At 62.8% G+C, this 14,643-nt stretch carries 14 protein-coding genes; 8 read left to right on the forward strand and 6 right to left on the reverse strand.

All coding sequences use genetic code 11. The features are described from left to right. Positions 1-10: 10 nt before the first annotated feature. Complete coding sequence (locus tag WKV53_RS19095) at positions 11-511, reverse strand: hypothetical protein (RefSeq protein ID WP_341406386.1); 501 nt, start codon at positions 509-511, stop codon at positions 11-13. A gap of 143 nt (positions 512-654) precedes the next feature. Here WKV53_RS19095 and WKV53_RS19100 point away from each other — a divergent pair, with 143 nt between their 5' ends. After that, positions 655-1,296: a DUF4230 domain-containing protein gene (locus tag WKV53_RS19100; RefSeq protein ID WP_341406387.1), complete on the forward strand. Its 642-nt coding sequence runs from the start codon at positions 655-657 to the stop codon at positions 1,294-1,296. A gap of 44 nt (positions 1,297-1,340) precedes the next feature. On the opposite strand, the gene metE is transcribed toward WKV53_RS19100, so the two are convergent. Continuing rightward, a complete protein-coding gene (gene metE, locus WKV53_RS19105; protein ID WP_341406388.1) occupies positions 1,341-3,608 on the reverse strand; it encodes a 5-methyltetrahydropteroyltriglutamate--homocysteine S-methyltransferase in 2,268 nt (755 codons plus the stop codon). A 72-nt stretch (positions 3,609-3,680) separates the two neighbouring features. On the opposite strand from metE, the gene WKV53_RS19110 reads away from it, so the two are divergent. The 4 genes from WKV53_RS19110 to WKV53_RS19125 all read left to right on the forward strand — a co-directional run bounded on the left by WKV53_RS19110 (position 3,681) and on the right by WKV53_RS19125 (position 8,327). After that, the gene (locus WKV53_RS19110) at positions 3,681-4,625 is read left to right on the forward strand and encodes a LysR family transcriptional regulator (protein WP_341406389.1); all 945 of its coding nucleotides are present in this window, start codon (positions 3,681-3,683) and stop codon (positions 4,623-4,625) included. A gap of 90 nt (positions 4,626-4,715) precedes the next feature. Further along, positions 4,716-5,492, forward strand: coding sequence for a hypothetical protein (locus tag WKV53_RS19115; protein ID WP_341406390.1), 777 nt, complete (start codon positions 4,716-4,718; stop codon positions 5,490-5,492). A gap of 51 nt (positions 5,493-5,543) precedes the next feature. After that, positions 5,544-6,752 (forward strand): aminotransferase class V-fold PLP-dependent enzyme, encoded by a 1,209-nt coding sequence (locus tag WKV53_RS19120; protein WP_341406391.1) that lies wholly within the window; start codon positions 5,544-5,546, stop codon positions 6,750-6,752. Positions 6,753-6,797: 45 nt separating this feature from the next. Further along, the gene (locus WKV53_RS19125) at positions 6,798-8,327 is read left to right on the forward strand and encodes a lysyl oxidase family protein (RefSeq protein WP_341406392.1); all 1,530 of its coding nucleotides are present in this window, start codon (positions 6,798-6,800) and stop codon (positions 8,325-8,327) included. A 7-nt stretch (positions 8,328-8,334) separates the two neighbouring features. On the opposite strand, the gene WKV53_RS19130 is transcribed toward WKV53_RS19125, so the two are convergent. Continuing rightward, positions 8,335-8,775 (reverse strand): 23S rRNA (pseudouridine(1915)-N(3))-methyltransferase RlmH, encoded by a 441-nt coding sequence (locus WKV53_RS19130; protein WP_341406393.1) that lies wholly within the window; start codon positions 8,773-8,775, stop codon positions 8,335-8,337. 85 nt (positions 8,776-8,860) lie between these two features. On the opposite strand from WKV53_RS19130, the gene WKV53_RS19135 reads away from it, so the two are divergent. Continuing rightward, the gene (locus tag WKV53_RS19135; RefSeq protein WP_341406394.1) at positions 8,861-9,178 is read left to right on the forward strand and encodes an EF-hand domain-containing protein; all 318 of its coding nucleotides are present in this window, start codon (positions 8,861-8,863) and stop codon (positions 9,176-9,178) included. 86 nt (positions 9,179-9,264) lie between these two features. On the opposite strand, the gene WKV53_RS19140 is transcribed toward WKV53_RS19135, so the two are convergent. Further along, entirely contained in the window at positions 9,265-10,845 is a 1,581-nt protein-coding gene (locus tag WKV53_RS19140; protein ID WP_341406395.1) for a glycine--tRNA ligase, read from the reverse strand. 123 nt (positions 10,846-10,968) lie between these two features. Here WKV53_RS19140 and WKV53_RS19145 point away from each other — a divergent pair, with 123 nt between their 5' ends. After that, entirely contained in the window at positions 10,969-12,075 is a 1,107-nt protein-coding gene (locus WKV53_RS19145) for an L-dopachrome tautomerase-related protein (protein ID WP_341406396.1), read from the forward strand. Positions 12,076-12,114: 39 nt separating this feature from the next. After that, positions 12,115-12,672: a DNA-3-methyladenine glycosylase I gene (locus WKV53_RS19150; RefSeq protein WP_341406397.1), complete on the forward strand. Its 558-nt coding sequence runs from the start codon at positions 12,115-12,117 to the stop codon at positions 12,670-12,672. Positions 12,673-12,758: 86 nt separating this feature from the next. On the opposite strand, the gene WKV53_RS19155 is transcribed toward WKV53_RS19150, so the two are convergent. Together WKV53_RS19155 and WKV53_RS19160 are read right to left on the reverse strand one after the other, a co-directional pair. Next, entirely contained in the window at positions 12,759-14,180 is a 1,422-nt protein-coding gene (locus tag WKV53_RS19155) for a DUF4139 domain-containing protein (RefSeq protein WP_341406398.1), read from the reverse strand. A gap of 2 nt (positions 14,181-14,182) precedes the next feature. Beyond that, the gene (locus tag WKV53_RS19160) at positions 14,183-14,611 is read right to left on the reverse strand and encodes a hypothetical protein (RefSeq protein ID WP_341406399.1); all 429 of its coding nucleotides are present in this window, start codon (positions 14,609-14,611) and stop codon (positions 14,183-14,185) included. Positions 14,612-14,643 lie beyond the last annotated feature (32 nt).

The raw sequence follows: 14,643 nt of genomic DNA on the forward strand, positions 1-14,643 counted from the left end.
GAGGGTGCTCTCAGGCAAGCGTCAGGCGGGAATCGCCTTCAAGCTTGGCCGTGAGGGTATCCCAACCGCCGGGGCGCTGGAGATTGAAGACATTCAGGTAGAGCGTCACCACCTTCGGATCATAGGCACCCACCAGGGTGTCCACGGCGCCGTCCAGCTTGGCGGCGTCGACTTCCGTCGGCAGGTCGCCGGTCACGGAGCCCTTGCCATCGTGCTCGATGCCCATGGCATCGCAGAACTTCGCCAGCATTTCCTGGTTGCCGGCCATGAACCATGCCTGGAGCAGGTGCTCGCCGATGGTGTCGCACTGCTTGCTGCGCAGGGTCTTCAGGATCCACGCGTATTGCTCGCCCAGCGGCTTCTTTTGGATGAAGACGAGGCGCAGCTTCTTGCTCTGGGCCAAGGTGGCGACGGCGGACTTGTAGACATTCCGGTCGTTGTCGCGGAACCAGTCGAGCATCTGGGTGACGAGGGCGGGATCGGCGGCGTTGAAGAGTTCGTGTGCTTTCACAATACGGTGGAAAATCGGCTGGCAGGGACTCCACGCGATGCCGCCGGAAATGCCAAACACGGATTTACGCAAAATCCTCGTTCCGAACGCGGTAGGAATCCCCACTTGCGGGTGCATTTCCGCACTTTCTAGTCTCCACGACCATGTCCACCCACCATCCCGAACTCTGGAAGACGCTGCGCTGGTTCGCGCTGCTGGTAGCCGTCGTGTTGCTGGCGTGGCTGGGGATGCGGACCTTCGAGCGGGGAGTGGGCGGCACCGTGAACGGATTGGAGAAGGTGCTGGGTGCCATTACCAACTCCAGCACCCACATCGTGGAGGGACGGGCGGAGATTCTGGAGAAGTCCGAGATCACCGAACTCGCGCTGGTGGAGATGAAGATGAGTACCACCCGCACCTTCGAGAACGAGACCTTCGTTTTGAAATACTTCTCCGGTGGCAAGAAGCGGCTGATCATCCAAGGCGAGTATCGCGTCACCGCTGGCTATAAGCTCGAGCCCGGGGTGTCCTTGCGAATGGACGGGAATACCCCGGTTGCGAAGTTCCCGAAGCCTGAGATCTTGTCGGTGGAGCTGATCGACTATCAGCCCTTGAGTGAGGAAAGCGGGTGGTGGAATGGCATCACACCGGAAGACCGCTCACAGCTCCTGCGAGAGCTGCGCCAGCAGATGAAGATCAAGGCCCAGGAGAGCGGTGTGCTCGATATGGTAGAGAGCACCTTGCGTACGCGCCTGAAGGATTTGTTGGGAACCGGCAATGTGCGGGTGGAACGAGCGGAGAATTGAATGATCCGGCAGAGCTCGCGCCCTGCCGGACCGATGCGTGGTGATCAGGCTCCCACTGTCACCTTGGTCCGCAATGCCTTCGCCGCGGCGACGAGATTCTCCAGCGAGGCCTTGGTCTCTTCCCAACCGCGGGTCTTGAGACCGCAGTCAGGGTTCACCCACAGACGCTCGGCGGGAAGCACGTCAGCCGCTCGCTCTAACAGGGCCGTCATTTCTTCCACCGAGGGCACGCGCGGCGAATGGATGTCCCATACGCCGGGGCCGACGTCCGAGCCGATGCCGCCGGCGGTGACGGCATGCAGTGCCTCCATGCGGCTGCGCGAGGCTTCCAGCGAGATGACGTCGGCTTCCAGTGCTGCGATGGCGCCGGCCACGTCGTCGAATTCCGCGTAGCACATGTGGGTGTGGATCTGCGTTTCGTCGCGGACGCCGGCGACCGACACGCGGAAGGCGCGGACCGCGGCGTCGAGATAACTTTCGCGTTCGGCGGCATCCAGCGGCAGGCCCTCGCGCAGGCCGGGCTCGTCGACTTGGATGAACTTCAAGCCGGCGGCTTCCAGGTCCACGACTTCCTGGCGGATTGCCAAGGCGAGCTGAAGCGCGACCAAGGCCCGTGGAAGGTCATCGCGCACGAAGCTCCACTGGAGGATGGTGATCGGCCCGGTGAGCATGCCCTTTACCGGCTTGTCGGTGAGCGCCTGCGCCTTCGCGCTGACGTCCACGGTCATCGGGCTGGGGCGGACGATGTCACCCCAGATGACCGGCGGCTTCACGCAGCGCGAGCCGTAGCTCTGCACCCAGCCATTCGCGGTGACGGCGATGCCCTCTAACATCTCGCCGAAGAACTCGACCATGTCCGTCCGCTCGAATTCGCCGTGGACCAGCACATCGAGGCCGAGTTCTTCCTGAAGGCGGATCGTTTCGCGCGTCGCGGTATCGAGCCCGGCTTCGTAACCGGCGACATCGAGCTCGCCCTTGCGATGGCGTGCGCGCAGGCGGCGGATCTCGGCGGTCTGCGGGAAGGAGCCGATGGTGGTGGTGGGGAAGAGCGGGAGCTTGAGCGTCTGCCGCTGGAGCTTGAGGCGTTCTTCCAAAGGGCGTCCACGGTTGGCGGCGGCTTGATCCAGGGTCGCCACCGCGTCGCGGACCTTGCGGATCTTCACTCCCGGGTGAGCGCGGCGCGATGCGAGCGCAGCCCTGGCGGCGGCATTCGCATCCGGCTTGGCGTTCTCCGCGGCGACGGCGATCAGTTCGCCGACCTTTTCGCGAGCGAAAGAGAGCCATGAGCGAAGGCCGGAATCGAGCGACGTTTCCGCATCCAAATGATGCGGCACATGCTGGAGGCTGCACGAGGTGCCCAGCCACAGCTGTTTCTCGCGGAACGAATCCGCCAACGCGCGCAGCACCTCGATGTCCGCACGCCAGATGCTGCGGCCATCGATGAGCCCGAGCGAGAGCGCACGATCCTTCGGGAAGTTCGCATGCAACCATGGCAGGTCTGCTGCGGCGCGAGTGGCATCGACGTGCAGTCCATCGAAACCCAGCGCACAGACTCGTGGCAGGGCATCGCCGAGGCGACCGAAGGGCACGGCTAACAGCAGCTTTAATGGGGCGGCAGGGCGCAGCTCATCCCATGCTTCTTCAAGCGCCGAGAGCACCGCTTCATCACGACGGCTGGCAAGGATCGGCTCGCTGATTTCCACCCACTCCGCACCGGCTTCGGCGAGTGCTTGCAGGAGTTCGCGATAGACCGGCACCAGTCGTGAAATGAGAGACAGCGGATCGCCGCCTTCCATCTTCGAAAGCGCGAGGAAGGTCACGGGGCCGATCACCACCGGCTTCGGCGTGAAGCCTGCGGCAATGGCTTCCTTCGTCTCGCGCACGGCTTTGTCCCATGCGAAGCGGAAGCTTTGTTCCGGCTGAAGCTCGGGCACCAGGTAGTGGTAGTTCGTGTCGAACCACTTGGTCAGCTCCAGCGGCACCACGTCCGGCGCGCTACCCTGGCGGCTGCGGCCGCGGGCCATGCGGAAGTAGCGCTCAAGCGTCATCGGCGACTCCGCCGGGCCGAAGCGCTCGGGGATCGCGCCGAAGGTGCAGGCGAGATCGAGCATGCCATCGTAGAGGCTGAAGTCGTTCGTGGTGACGAAGGAGAGTCCGGCCTGCTCCTGCCAGTGGCGGAGGCGCAGTTCCTTCGCAAGGTCGTCGAGACCCGCGGCATCAAGCTTGCCGCCCCAGAAGGCTTCGAGCGCTTGCTTCAGTTCGCGCTTCGCGCCGATGCGCGGGTAGCCGGAGACGTGTGTGGTTGCATTCATCGTCGCGCAGCATGGGGAAATCCGGGTCATGAACAAAACGCGGGTTCTTCACGGTGATTGGCCGTTGCATTCATGATGGGGCTGTGGGAATGCTTCCGCGTGCTGGAGATCCGCCACCTCGATTCCCTGATCGCCCTCGCTGAGACCGGCAACCTGACCCGTGCCGGTGAGAAAGTTTCGCTCAGCCAAAGCGCGCTGTCCCACCAGATGCGGGGGCTGGAGGAGCACTATGGGCTCGATCTCTTTGAGCGGAAGACCAGCCCGCTGCGCTGGACCCGGGCGGGCGAGCGGCTGTTAGTGCTGGCCTATGAGGTCAAGCGGCTGGCCCGCGATGCCGAGCGTGACCTTGCGCGGATCGGGCAAGGGACTGCGGGTACGCTGCGGATCGCGGTGGAGTGTCACTCGTGTTTCGACTGGCTGATGCCAGCGATGGATTCGTTGCGCGAAGGCTGGCCGGATGTGGAAATGGACATTGTCTCCGGCTTCCATCCGGATCCGGTCGGCTTGCTCGATGAGAATCGGGCGGATCTGGTGATTGTTTCCACGGCGAAGCGGCGGAAGGGCATCGAGCATCATCCCTTGTTCGAATACGACATGCCCGCGCTGCTGGCGCACGATCACCCGCTGCGGGAGAAGCCGTATCTAACGGCCCGCGATTTTTCGCTGGAGACGCTGATCACCTATCCGATCCCGGACAATCGCATGGACCTGTTCCGCCAGGTGCTGGAGCCGGCAGGCGTCGAGCCGCGGGAGCGCCGCACCACCGAGCTGACGGTGGCGATCCTGCAGCTCGTGAAAAGCCGCCGCGGGATTGCCGCGCTGCCGCGCTGGGCGGTGCAGCCATATTTGGAAAAGGACTATGTGGCCGAGATCCCGATCACCGCGAAGGGCCTGCGCGCCTCGCTGCACGCGGCGACCACCCGGGAGGCGGCGGGGCAGGCCTTCATGCAGGAATTCATTGAGACCGTTAGAGTGACGGCGGCGAAGCAGTTCGACGGGATCCGGCTGTTGGACTGAGGAGCGGGCGTGGCCTGCTTGCGTCTTGTCAGGCTGCGGAGGCCCGGCTTTCCTTGGCGCGTGCGATGGCTTGAACGGATCGAAAGACGCTTGGACTGGCTCCACTTCCCGGGCTTGTTCAAATACCTGACCTTCCTCGGTGTGATCGCCTATGCCTTCCAGTGGACGGGGAAGGACATCGCCGAGATCTTGGAGTTCGACTGGGACAAGATCCTCACCGGTCAGGTGTGGCGGCTGTTCTCATTTCTTTTCGCCCCGATCGGGCTGCAGAGCTTCACGGCGTGGGGAGTGTTCATGCTGTTTTTCGCGGTCCAGTTGGCCTTCATGATCAGCGACTCGCTGGAGGAAGCCTGGGGCACCACGCGGACCACGCTTTATATCCTCTTGGGATGGGGTGGCCTGCTGGTCGTGCAGCTCCTGCTATCCCTGTTGGTGGGCTTCTCATTCTCCTTGCCCTGTGGGCTGCTTTTCTCGGCATCGATGTTCTTTGCCTTCGCTACCCTGTATCCGAAGGTGGAATTGATGATCATGTTCATTCTTCCCGTGCAGGTGCGGATCCTGGGGTGGATCGGGGGGATCGTCATGCTGCTGACGGTGATTACCAGTCCTTGGAGCTTGGTCCTGATCTTTCCGGCGATGCTGCCCTATTTGCTATGGGTGCTGCCGGACGTGATCCATGGCCGCAAGTCGCTGGTGAAGGCGGCCCAGCGCCGGCGGAAATTCCAAGTCGCCAGCCGGCCCGAGGCGCTGGCCTTCCACCGTTGCGAGTCCTGCGGGCGGACCGAGCGGGATTCGGAGGATCTGCAATTCTACACGCTGCCTGACGGCAAGGAATACTGCCAGGAGCACCTGCCGCCGCAGGCCTGAGCGTGTTTTTTCCCGTGCAATCGGCGCGGTCCTCGGTTCCCTTGCCCGCACATGGCACTCGATTCTGTCACGATCCGCGCTGAATTCCCGATCCTCGCGCAGGAGGTGAATGGCCGCCCACTGGTCTATCTGGACAATGCGGCGACCACCCAGAAGCCGCTGGCGGTGCTGGATGCCTCACGCCGCTACTACGAGGAAATCAACGCGAACATCCACCGCGGCACCCACCATCTGGCCCGCGCCGCGACCTCGGCCCACGAGGCGGCACGCGAGACCGTCGCCAAGCACCTGAATGCCGCCGAGACGGCCGAGGTGATTTTCACCGCCGGCACCACCGACTCGATCAATCTGGTGGCCTCCATTTTGACCCTGTCCCCGGGGGATGAGGTGCTGATTTCCACGCTGGAGCACCACTCGAACATCGTGCCCTGGCAGATGCTGTGCGAACGCAGCGGCGCGACCCTGAAGGTGATCCCGGTTCACGACGACGGCACGCTGGATCAGGAGGCTTTCCGCGGGCTGCTCACGGAGCGGACGAAGGTGACGGCGTTCAACTGGATCTCGAATGCCTTTGGCACTGTCAATCCTGTGCTCGAAATGGTCGCCGCTGCGAAGTCCGCGGGCTCGCTGGTCTTGATCGATGCCGCGCAGGCCGCGCCGCACCTGGCCATCGACGTGCAGGCGCTCGGTGCCGATTTCGTCGCATTGTCCGGTCACAAGGTCTATGCGCCGACCGGGATCGGCGTGCTGTGGGGCAAGCGTGCGGTCCTCGATGCCCTGCCGCCGTGGCGCGGGGGGGGCGAGATGATCAAGGAGGTGACCTTTGAGAAGACCACCTACAATGAGCTGCCTTTCAAATACGAGGCTGGAACGCCGAACATTGAGGGCGCGATCGCCCTCGCGGCGGCGCTCGACTTTGTCCACGGCATCGGGATCGAGGCGATCTCGGCGCATGAGAAGAAGCTGATCGCCGCTGCGGCTGAGGGCCTTTCGTCGCTGCCGGGGGTGAAGCTTTACGGGCCGGCCGACCGGGCGGGGGCGCTTTCGTTCGCGATCGAGGGGGTGCACCACTACGACCTCGGGACATTGATCGACCAGATGGGTGTGGCGGTGCGGACGGGCCACCATTGCTGCCAGCCGCTGATGGCGCGCTTTGGCATCACGGGCACCACGCGGGCGTCCTTTGCGGTCTATAATACTGCGGAGGAGGTCGAGGCTCTGGTGACGGCGGTGGACCGGGCGTGCAGTATGCTCCGCTAAAGTTAGGGATTTCCTTTGGCAGGGGACTTGCCAAAGCTGTGCGGCATGAAAGTGCTGTTCCCCCTGCTGCTGGGACTTCTTTGCTCGCTGCCCGCCTCCGCCCACAATGAGGTCACGCCGTTTCCGAAGGTGGTGCAGGGAGGGGTGCCCATTGCCGGGCTGACGTCCACCGAGCCGCATGCATTGATCGTCTATCGGATGGAGGTGCCGGTCGGCACCCAGCGCCTGACCGTGACCACCAATGGCGGCAGTGGAAATCTGGATCTCTATCTGCGGAGGAATGTCTATCCGAGCTACAATGGTGGGGACGCGGACTATAGCTCGGCCTTTCCGGGAACCCGCCAGCGCATCCAGGTCGATTCGCCGCAGGACGGCGTTTGGTACATCGGCGTCCAGGGATCAGAGACCGGCTACAGCGGCGTGCAGATGCTGGCGGTGACGAAGCTGGTGAAAGGAGCGCTGTCCAACGTCACACTGACTCCGCCACCGGGCATCTACACCGGCGGCACGACCTGCAAGCTCGCGGCCAAGGGCGGGACGATCCGCTATACGCTCGATGGCAACGACCCGACTGCCGCGTCGCCGGTCGCACCCGCCAGCCTTTCCATCACCGGGGACACCACGGTGAAAGCCCGGATTTTCGCATCCGACGGCCGTGAGGGACCGGTGGCCGAAGGTTTCTATCAAGTCCATCCCACCGGCGAGGTCCGCGAGCTGGACAGCCTCGGAGTGGTCCATCATTTGGGCAGCGCGAAGGGTGGCCGCCACCTGTTCAAGATCGCGGTCGGCGCGGGCGAAAAGCTGACGGTGATTTCGGAAGGCGGGAAGGGGACGTCGACCACCTCCGTTCGACATGGCAGCATCCCGCCGACGGGGAAGCCGGCCAAGGGCGATACCTCTTTCATTCGCGGCACCACCCGCGTGACGATCCCGGAGACTGAGGCCGGCGACTACTTCATCGCCATCGATGCCTCCACGGCCTACTCGGGCCGCTCGGTGATGGCCTATGTCGCCGGTGACGGCGCGGACCTGATGCCGTGGGGCGCGGTGCTCGATCCCTATGTGAGTGTTGAGACCTTCGATCCCGTTTCGTGCGAGGTGCAGGAGGGAATGATCGATGCCGGCGAGCGGCGCATCCTCCGCTACACCACCGAGATCCGGAATGTCGGCGGGCAGGACATGGTGATGCCCGATCCGGTGGGTAATCCATTCTTCGAGTATCAGGAGTGCCACGGCCACTACCACTTCAAGGGCTTCGCGTCCTCGCGCCTGCTCGACCTGCAAGGCAACGAACTGAAGGTGGGCCGGAAGGTGAGCTTCTGCCTGCTCGATACGATCCGCTGGGACCGCGCGTCGGCAGTGCGGCCGCGTTACCATTGTGATGCACAGGGCATCCAGTCGGGCTGGGGAGACGTCTATGACAGCGGTCTGCCGGGCCAGTGGATCGAGATCGGCGATCTGGCACCGGGTGACTATCAGCTCGAACTCACTGTGAATCCGGATGGCATCCTCGCGGAGACGAATTACGAGAACAACCGGGTGGTCATTCCGGTCACGATTCCCGAAGGGGAGTAAGCCCCGGCTAACGGTGATACGGTTCGCCGCGCCTCAGCGTGGCGACGCGGTAGAGCTGTTCCAGCAGGACGACCAGTGCCAGCTCGTGCTGCATCGTCAGGCGGGAGAGCGACCAGACGGCATCGCAGGTCCGGCGCAGCTCTTCCGTGTGGCCGTCCGAGGCTCCGATCAGGAAGCTGACGGCCTTCACGTCGCCGCGCATTTCGAGGCTGGCGAACTTGTCCGCCCATGCCTGGGTGCCGAGCACTTCGCCGCGCTCGTCCATGGCGATGCGGAAGTTTCCCGCCGACCGCTCTAACAAGGCGGCGGAGACCGTCGCGGAGTCGCCGGCCTTCAGATAATCCAGTTCGTAGCTGCCGTAGCGGCCCAGGCGCTTGAGATACTCTTCCACGCCGCTCTTGGCGTAAGCCAGGGCAGGTTTTCCGGCGGCGAGGATGCGGACGCGCACGGCGACAGGATTTCCGGAGGTGATGACCGGGTCAACCCGCTTTCCCGCTTGTCCCGGCGGGGGCTTTCGGAAAGAACGTCTGTGGATGAAACGCCTCGCCTTGCTGCCTTTCCTGCTCGCCGCTGCCTCCTGCGCCAATCAAGAGGAACACACCGAGGCCGCCCAAGGCCGCAAGATGATGTCGCTGTTGGAGAAGTTCGACCGCTTCGACTACAACGGCAATGGCAGCCTGACCCGCAAGGAGATCGACCAAGGAGTCAGAGAGGCCGGTGCCGGCACGACGAAGCTTTCCCCGGCCGAGCTCGATACGATGATGAAGCACTACGACGTCAACAAGGACGGCAAGGTGACTCGCTGGGAAGCCGAGCGCGTGATCGACCTGCCGGTGCCGGAGGTTCATTGATCCGGACGCCAGATCCGGACAAACTCCGAAAAGAAAAAGGGCGCGAATCCATCCGGATCGCGCCCTTGCTGTTTTCAGAGTCTTGCTTAGCGCACGCGCTCGAGCAGCCACGTGAGCAGCGTATCGATCTTAAGGCGCTCCTGCTCCATCGAGTCGCGGTGGCGGATGGTGACGGTGTCCTTCAACTCAGGGCCGTTTTCGCCGATGGTGTCGAAGTCGACGGTGATGCAGAAGGGAGTGCCGACTTCGTCTTGGCGACGGTAGCGGCGGCCAACGGCGCCACCATCATCGTAGAAGACATTCATCCATGGCTGGAGCTTCTTCTGGATCTCCTTGCAGATACGGACTTGCTCCTCGTTCTTCTTCAAGAGCGGGAAGATGCCGACCTTGATCGGGGCCATGCGCGGGACGAAGCGGAGCACCTCGCGGGAGTCATCCTTGCCCTTGTCATCGGTGAGCTTTTCCTCGGCGTATGCTTCGCAGATCATCGCGAGCACCGTGCGGTCGCAGCCGGCGGATGGCTCCACGACGTGAGGGAGGAAGCGCTCCTTGGTCTCCTCGTCGAAGTATTCCATCGTCTTGCCCGAGCCCTTCTGGTGGACGCCGAGGTCGTAGTCGGTGCGGTAGGCCACACCTTCCAGCTCCTGCACGCCGAAGGGGAACTCGTATTCGATATCGTAGGTCTTCTGCGAGTAGAAGGCGCGCTCACCATCCGGGATGTCGAGGATGTGCAGCTTCTCGCGCGGGATGCCGATCTCGGCGTAGAAGTTCAGGCGGGCTTCCAGCCACTCATCGGTCAGGCGCAGGCCATCTTCCGGGCGGCAGAAGTATTCGATCTCCATTTGCTCGAACTCGCGGCTGCGGAAGGTGTAGTTGCGCGGGTTGATCTCGTTGCGGAAGGACTTGCCGATCTGCGCGATGCCGAAGGGCAGCTTGATGCGGTTTGAATCGAGCACGTTCTTGTACTGCACGAAGATCGACTGCGCGGTCTCCGGACGGAGATAGGCGTCGGAGGACGGATCGTTGTCGTCCGCGGAGGCACCCATCTTCGTTTTGAACATGAGGTTGAACTCGCGCGGCTCGGTCAGGAGGCTGCCATTGTCCGGATTGAAGGAGGTGGTGCCGGTGACTTCCTCGCGGCGGTCCTCGATGAGCTCGAGCTCCTTCGGAGAGATCTTCTTGTCCGGCATTAGCTCGCCGTAAAACTTGCGGGCGGTCTTGTGGGACTCGATCGGGTCCTTGCCCGGAGCCACGAGGACCGCGAACGGGCGCTCAATGCTCCAGCTGGTCGCCTCGTGCTTGGCACCCTTGAAATAGACGGCGGTGCCATCCTGAGCGGGCACCTGGTCGGCGCGGAGACGGGCCTTGGAAAGAAGGCAGTCGCACATCGGGTCGCTGAAGCTATCGAGGTGACCGGAGGACTTCAGGACCTGCGGCATGGTCAGGATCGCGCCGTCCATGCCGAGCACGTCATCGCGCTCCTGGACGGTCTTGCGCCACCAATATTCCTTGAGGTTGCGCTTCAGCTCGGCACCCAGTGGACCGTAGTCCCAGCAACCGTTGAGACCGCCGTAAAGCTCGCCTGCTTGGAAAATGAAGCCGCGGCGTTTGCAGAGGGAGACGATCTTCTCCATGCGGGCGGGGTCGGTGCTGTCCTTGTTGGCCATGTTCGGTTGCGGTTGGGGCGCGGATGGAATCAGGCGGCCCGCCGGGCGGCAAGGCGGGATTCTGCCCCGCTTTCGCCCGCGGCGGGTTGCGCGGGGCCGGCTTTTGGCTAGCGTCGGAGCCTGATGAAACGGTCATTCGGTGGATGGGGCGGAATCCTGGGGATCTTCTTGGCGGCGACGGCGGTCTTGCCCGCCGAGACGGCGAAGCTTGAGGAGGTGGCCTCATTTGGCCGGAACCGGCCGATCGGAATGGCCGTGGCCTCGGACCCGAACCGGGTCTTCGTGTCGTTTCCCCACCAGGACCCGTTTCTCTACGCGCTGACGGAAATCGTGGGCGGCGAGCGCCGGCCCTATCCCGACGAGGAGTGGAACAAGCGCCTGCTGGAGAAGCCGGAGAGCCATTTCGTGAACGTCCAGGATCTCTTCGTGGACGGGAAGAATCACCTGTGGGTGCTGGACTCAGCGCCGGGAGCGGCGGCTTCGATCTTCGGCAAGGAAAGCGGGCGGACGGGTGGCTATTTCAAACTGGTGAACATCGACGTCGCGAGCAACTCGGTGAAGCGGGTCTATGACTTCCCCGATCTGCCGAAGGACAAGAGCGGGCTCAATGACGTGTGCGTGGATCTTGGACATGGGCTCGCCTACCTGTCCGATCCGGGGCTGAAGGCGATCGTGGTGCTGGATCTGGAGAGCGGCAAATCGCGGATTGTGCTGCAAGAGCACCCCGCGACGCTGGCGACGCCGGGATTCAAGCTGCACCTCGATGGCAAGGACGTGGAGGATGGCGAGGGGCACCCTTTCTCCTCGAACGTGAATGGAATCGCTCTAACAAAGGACGAGAAGCATTTCTATTTCCGCGCGATCAACCAGACGAAGCTCTACCGCATCGAGACGCGCTATCTCGCGGACGCGGCGCTTTCGTCGGAGGATCTGGGCAAGCGCGTGGAGACCGTCGCTGAAACCGGCGTCTGCCACGGGATGGTGGCGGATGCGAGAGGCTACGTGTATTGCACTGACTCGGCCGATAAGGAGATCAGGTATGTGACACCGGATGGGAAGGTGAGCACGTTGGTCAAGGATGACCGTCTGATCTGGCCGGATTCGATGGGCATCGGCTCGGATGGCTATCTCTACCTGACCTGCGCGCAGATCAACCGCTCGGCGAGGTACAATGGGGGAGGGGACAAGGTGGAGTATCCGTATCGAGCTTATCGCGTGAAGTTGCCGTGAGCCGTTGCTTTTCCGGTCGCGAGGTTTCAAGCTCCGCTCATGACCCGCTGCCCTTGGCTCCCCGTCGATAAGCCGCTCTACGTCGAGTATCACGACACCGAGTGGGGCGTGCCATCGCGGGATGCGCGCTACCTCTTTGAGATGATCAATCTGGAGGGTGCCCAAGCTGGCTTGTCGTGGTGGACGGTGCTCCAGAAGCGCGAGCGCTACCGTGAGGTCTTCCGGAACTTCGAGCCGGATGAGGTGGCGAAGATGAAGGATGCTGCACTGGACAAGCTGGTGCTCGATCCCGGCATCATCCGTCACCGCGGGAAGATCTTCGCGGTAAGGGAGAACGCGAAGGCATGGCTGGCCCTGCGCGAGCGTGAAGGGGATCCGGTGGAGTGGCTGTGGAGCTTCGTCGGCGGGAAACCGAAGGTGAATCGCTTCAAGGTGATGTCCGACTTCCCGACCCAGACGCCGGAGTCCGATGCGCTCAGCAAGGCGCTGCGCAAGGCGGGCTTCAATTTCGTCGGGTCGACTACCATGTATGCCTTCTTGCAGGCCACCGGCATGGTGAATGATCACACGGTGACGTGTTTCAAGAAGAAGGGATGATGGCCTTCGCGGAGGTAATGTGAGGAGTGTGGACGTTTCGTCCACACCGCGTCGACGGAACGTCGACACCCCTTATCATATACCCCTCACCACGTGTAGTGCGCCGTGTAAGTGACCTTCTTCTCCTCGTCCGGCGCGAGCTTCACCGTGAACTCGATCTTCTGCGCGTCCTTCTTCTCGAACTCCGCGGAAGCATCCTCGATCTTCCATTCCAGCCAGCGCCACAGGTGCTCGCGGACGATGATTTCCTTCGGCTCCTTCGAACGATTCTTCACGGTGACCTCGACGGTTTCCTTCAGCCACTCCGCCCGGTCATCGAGCTGGAAGTTGGTGATCTTCCGCTCGCCGACGAGGTCGAAGGCATTGCCGGTATAGACCGACACGGTTTCATTGCGCGGCGTGTGGTCGATGTCGTTCTCGCCGACGAACTCCAGGTTTCCGTCCTGACTATCCGATCGATAGCAGCGGACGCGGCCGGCTGGCAGCGGCACGCCGAGGCCATTCGCTTCGTCATTCTTGAACTCCCAATAGATCGCCACGTCCTTCGGGAACTCCTGTCCTTGCATCGGCTGTGTCTGTGGACCACCGCGTCCGAAGAAACGCATGGAGGCGGGATCATAGACGTATTTCTTTTTCGCCTTCACCTCGGGGGCGCGGAGGAATTCGACCTGCTTGGTTTCCTTGTCGCGGATCGTCAGCGGCCGCTGGAGCGTGTAGAGGTGGAAGTCATCGAAGGCTTTTTCCTGCACGGCGGGAGCACTGTCCTTCAGGCTCATCCGCATGCTCTTTTCCATTCGGTCCATAGGGGCGTTCGGCTGGACGATATTCACTTCGCCGGCCACGAGCTTGACCTTGGCCTCGTTGAATCCGGTGCCGCTCTGGTTGTTCACGGTGACCCAGCCGGTGAGCGTGACGGTTTCGCCTTTCTCGGGTGCGACGAGGTTGTAGTCCGCTTCCCAGGAGAACCCGTTACTGAGGTAGGAGAGCTGGGCATCGAACTTGGCGTCGGCTTGGCTCTGGATCTGCCAGCCGAGGGTAGGACGAAGGATCGAGCCGTCGCCCAGCGCGGGAAACAAGGGTTCGCCGGGGAGTTGGAAGCGCAGCTTGCCATCGACCTCGATGATCGGGTCCTGCGGTTGGCCGCCGGGCACGTAGCCGGAGCGGATGATCTTGCCGGGCTTCACCTCGATCTTGCCATCCGGGTAGGTGGTGCGGAACTCGATCTCTTGTCCCTCGAAATGCTGGAGCAGCAGCCACTTGCTGACCGGGTCATTGCGGTAGCTCTGCTCGAGGATGGAGAAGGCGTTTTTCCCGGTGGGGTCGCGCAGCACCACGGAGTCCGGGAGCACCTGCGCGGTGGCGCGGTCGAAGGTCAGCGGATTCTCGCCGGCCTTTAACTGCAACGGAAGCGACTCGCGCACGACGGCGAGGTTTTGATTGTAGATGGTCAGCGCGGTCTCGGCGCTGGCGGTGGCAACAAGGGCGGTGGCGAGAGCGATGGTCTTCATGATTATTTCTGCGGAGCGACGGGGGCGTGGCGAATGATGGAATAGTAGGCCTCGTGACGGACCGACTTGTCCCGTGACAAGTCAAAGGTCATGGCTCCCTCGCGAAAGGGCCAAGGCACCTTCCTGGCCCGAATCCCCGATTCCGGCGTGGGATTGCTGTCCTGGCAGACAAAGATGAGCTCGCGCAGGGGAAATCCGGCGTCAGCGCCGGTGACGTCATAGGTCACCAGATGTTCCGTGCGGATCCAGTTTCCCTGGATCACCGTGCTGAGCACGACGTCACTTTTGAAAGTCGCCGTGACTTTCTGTTCTCCCGCCGTCTCCGCCTTCGCCAAGATGATCTTGTCCTCGGGAAGTTGCGCGTTGGTTTTCACCGGGTCGGCGGCGAATGCGAGACACGAAAGGAGTGGTAGCAGGGCGAGCGCTTTCATAGAGGGTTCATGAAGCATGACACCGATCTGAG

It is taken from the genome of Luteolibacter sp. Y139, assembly GCF_038066715.1.
Classification (GTDB): Bacteria; Verrucomicrobiota; Verrucomicrobiia; order Verrucomicrobiales; family Akkermansiaceae; genus Haloferula; species Haloferula soli.

Bases quoted from the DNA above. Each gene is read 5' to 3' on its own strand.
- WKV53_RS19160 (WP_341406399.1), bottom strand. From the start codon at position 14,611: ATGAAAGCGCTCGCCCTGCTACCACTCCTTTCGTGTCTCGCATTCGCC.
- metE (WP_341406388.1), bottom strand. From the start codon at position 3,608: ATGAATGCAACCACACACGTCTCCGGCTACCCGCGCATCGGCGCGAAG.
- WKV53_RS19135 (WP_341406394.1), top strand. From the start codon at position 8,861: ATGAAACGCCTCGCCTTGCTGCCTTTCCTGCTCGCCGCTGCCTCCTGC.
- WKV53_RS19145 (WP_341406396.1), top strand. From the start codon at position 10,969: ATGAAACGGTCATTCGGTGGATGGGGCGGAATCCTGGGGATCTTCTTG.
- WKV53_RS19110 (WP_341406389.1), top strand. From the start codon at position 3,681: ATGATGGGGCTGTGGGAATGCTTCCGCGTGCTGGAGATCCGCCACCTC.
- WKV53_RS19140 (WP_341406395.1), bottom strand. From the start codon at position 10,845: ATGGCCAACAAGGACAGCACCGACCCCGCCCGCATGGAGAAGATCGTC.
- WKV53_RS19125 (WP_341406392.1), top strand. From the start codon at position 6,798: ATGAAAGTGCTGTTCCCCCTGCTGCTGGGACTTCTTTGCTCGCTGCCC.
- WKV53_RS19120 (WP_341406391.1), top strand. From the start codon at position 5,544: ATGGCACTCGATTCTGTCACGATCCGCGCTGAATTCCCGATCCTCGCG.
- WKV53_RS19150 (WP_341406397.1), top strand. From the start codon at position 12,115: ATGACCCGCTGCCCTTGGCTCCCCGTCGATAAGCCGCTCTACGTCGAG.
- WKV53_RS19155 (WP_341406398.1), bottom strand. From the start codon at position 14,180: ATGAAGACCATCGCTCTCGCCACCGCCCTTGTTGCCACCGCCAGCGCC.
- WKV53_RS19100 (WP_341406387.1), top strand. From the start codon at position 655: ATGTCCACCCACCATCCCGAACTCTGGAAGACGCTGCGCTGGTTCGCG.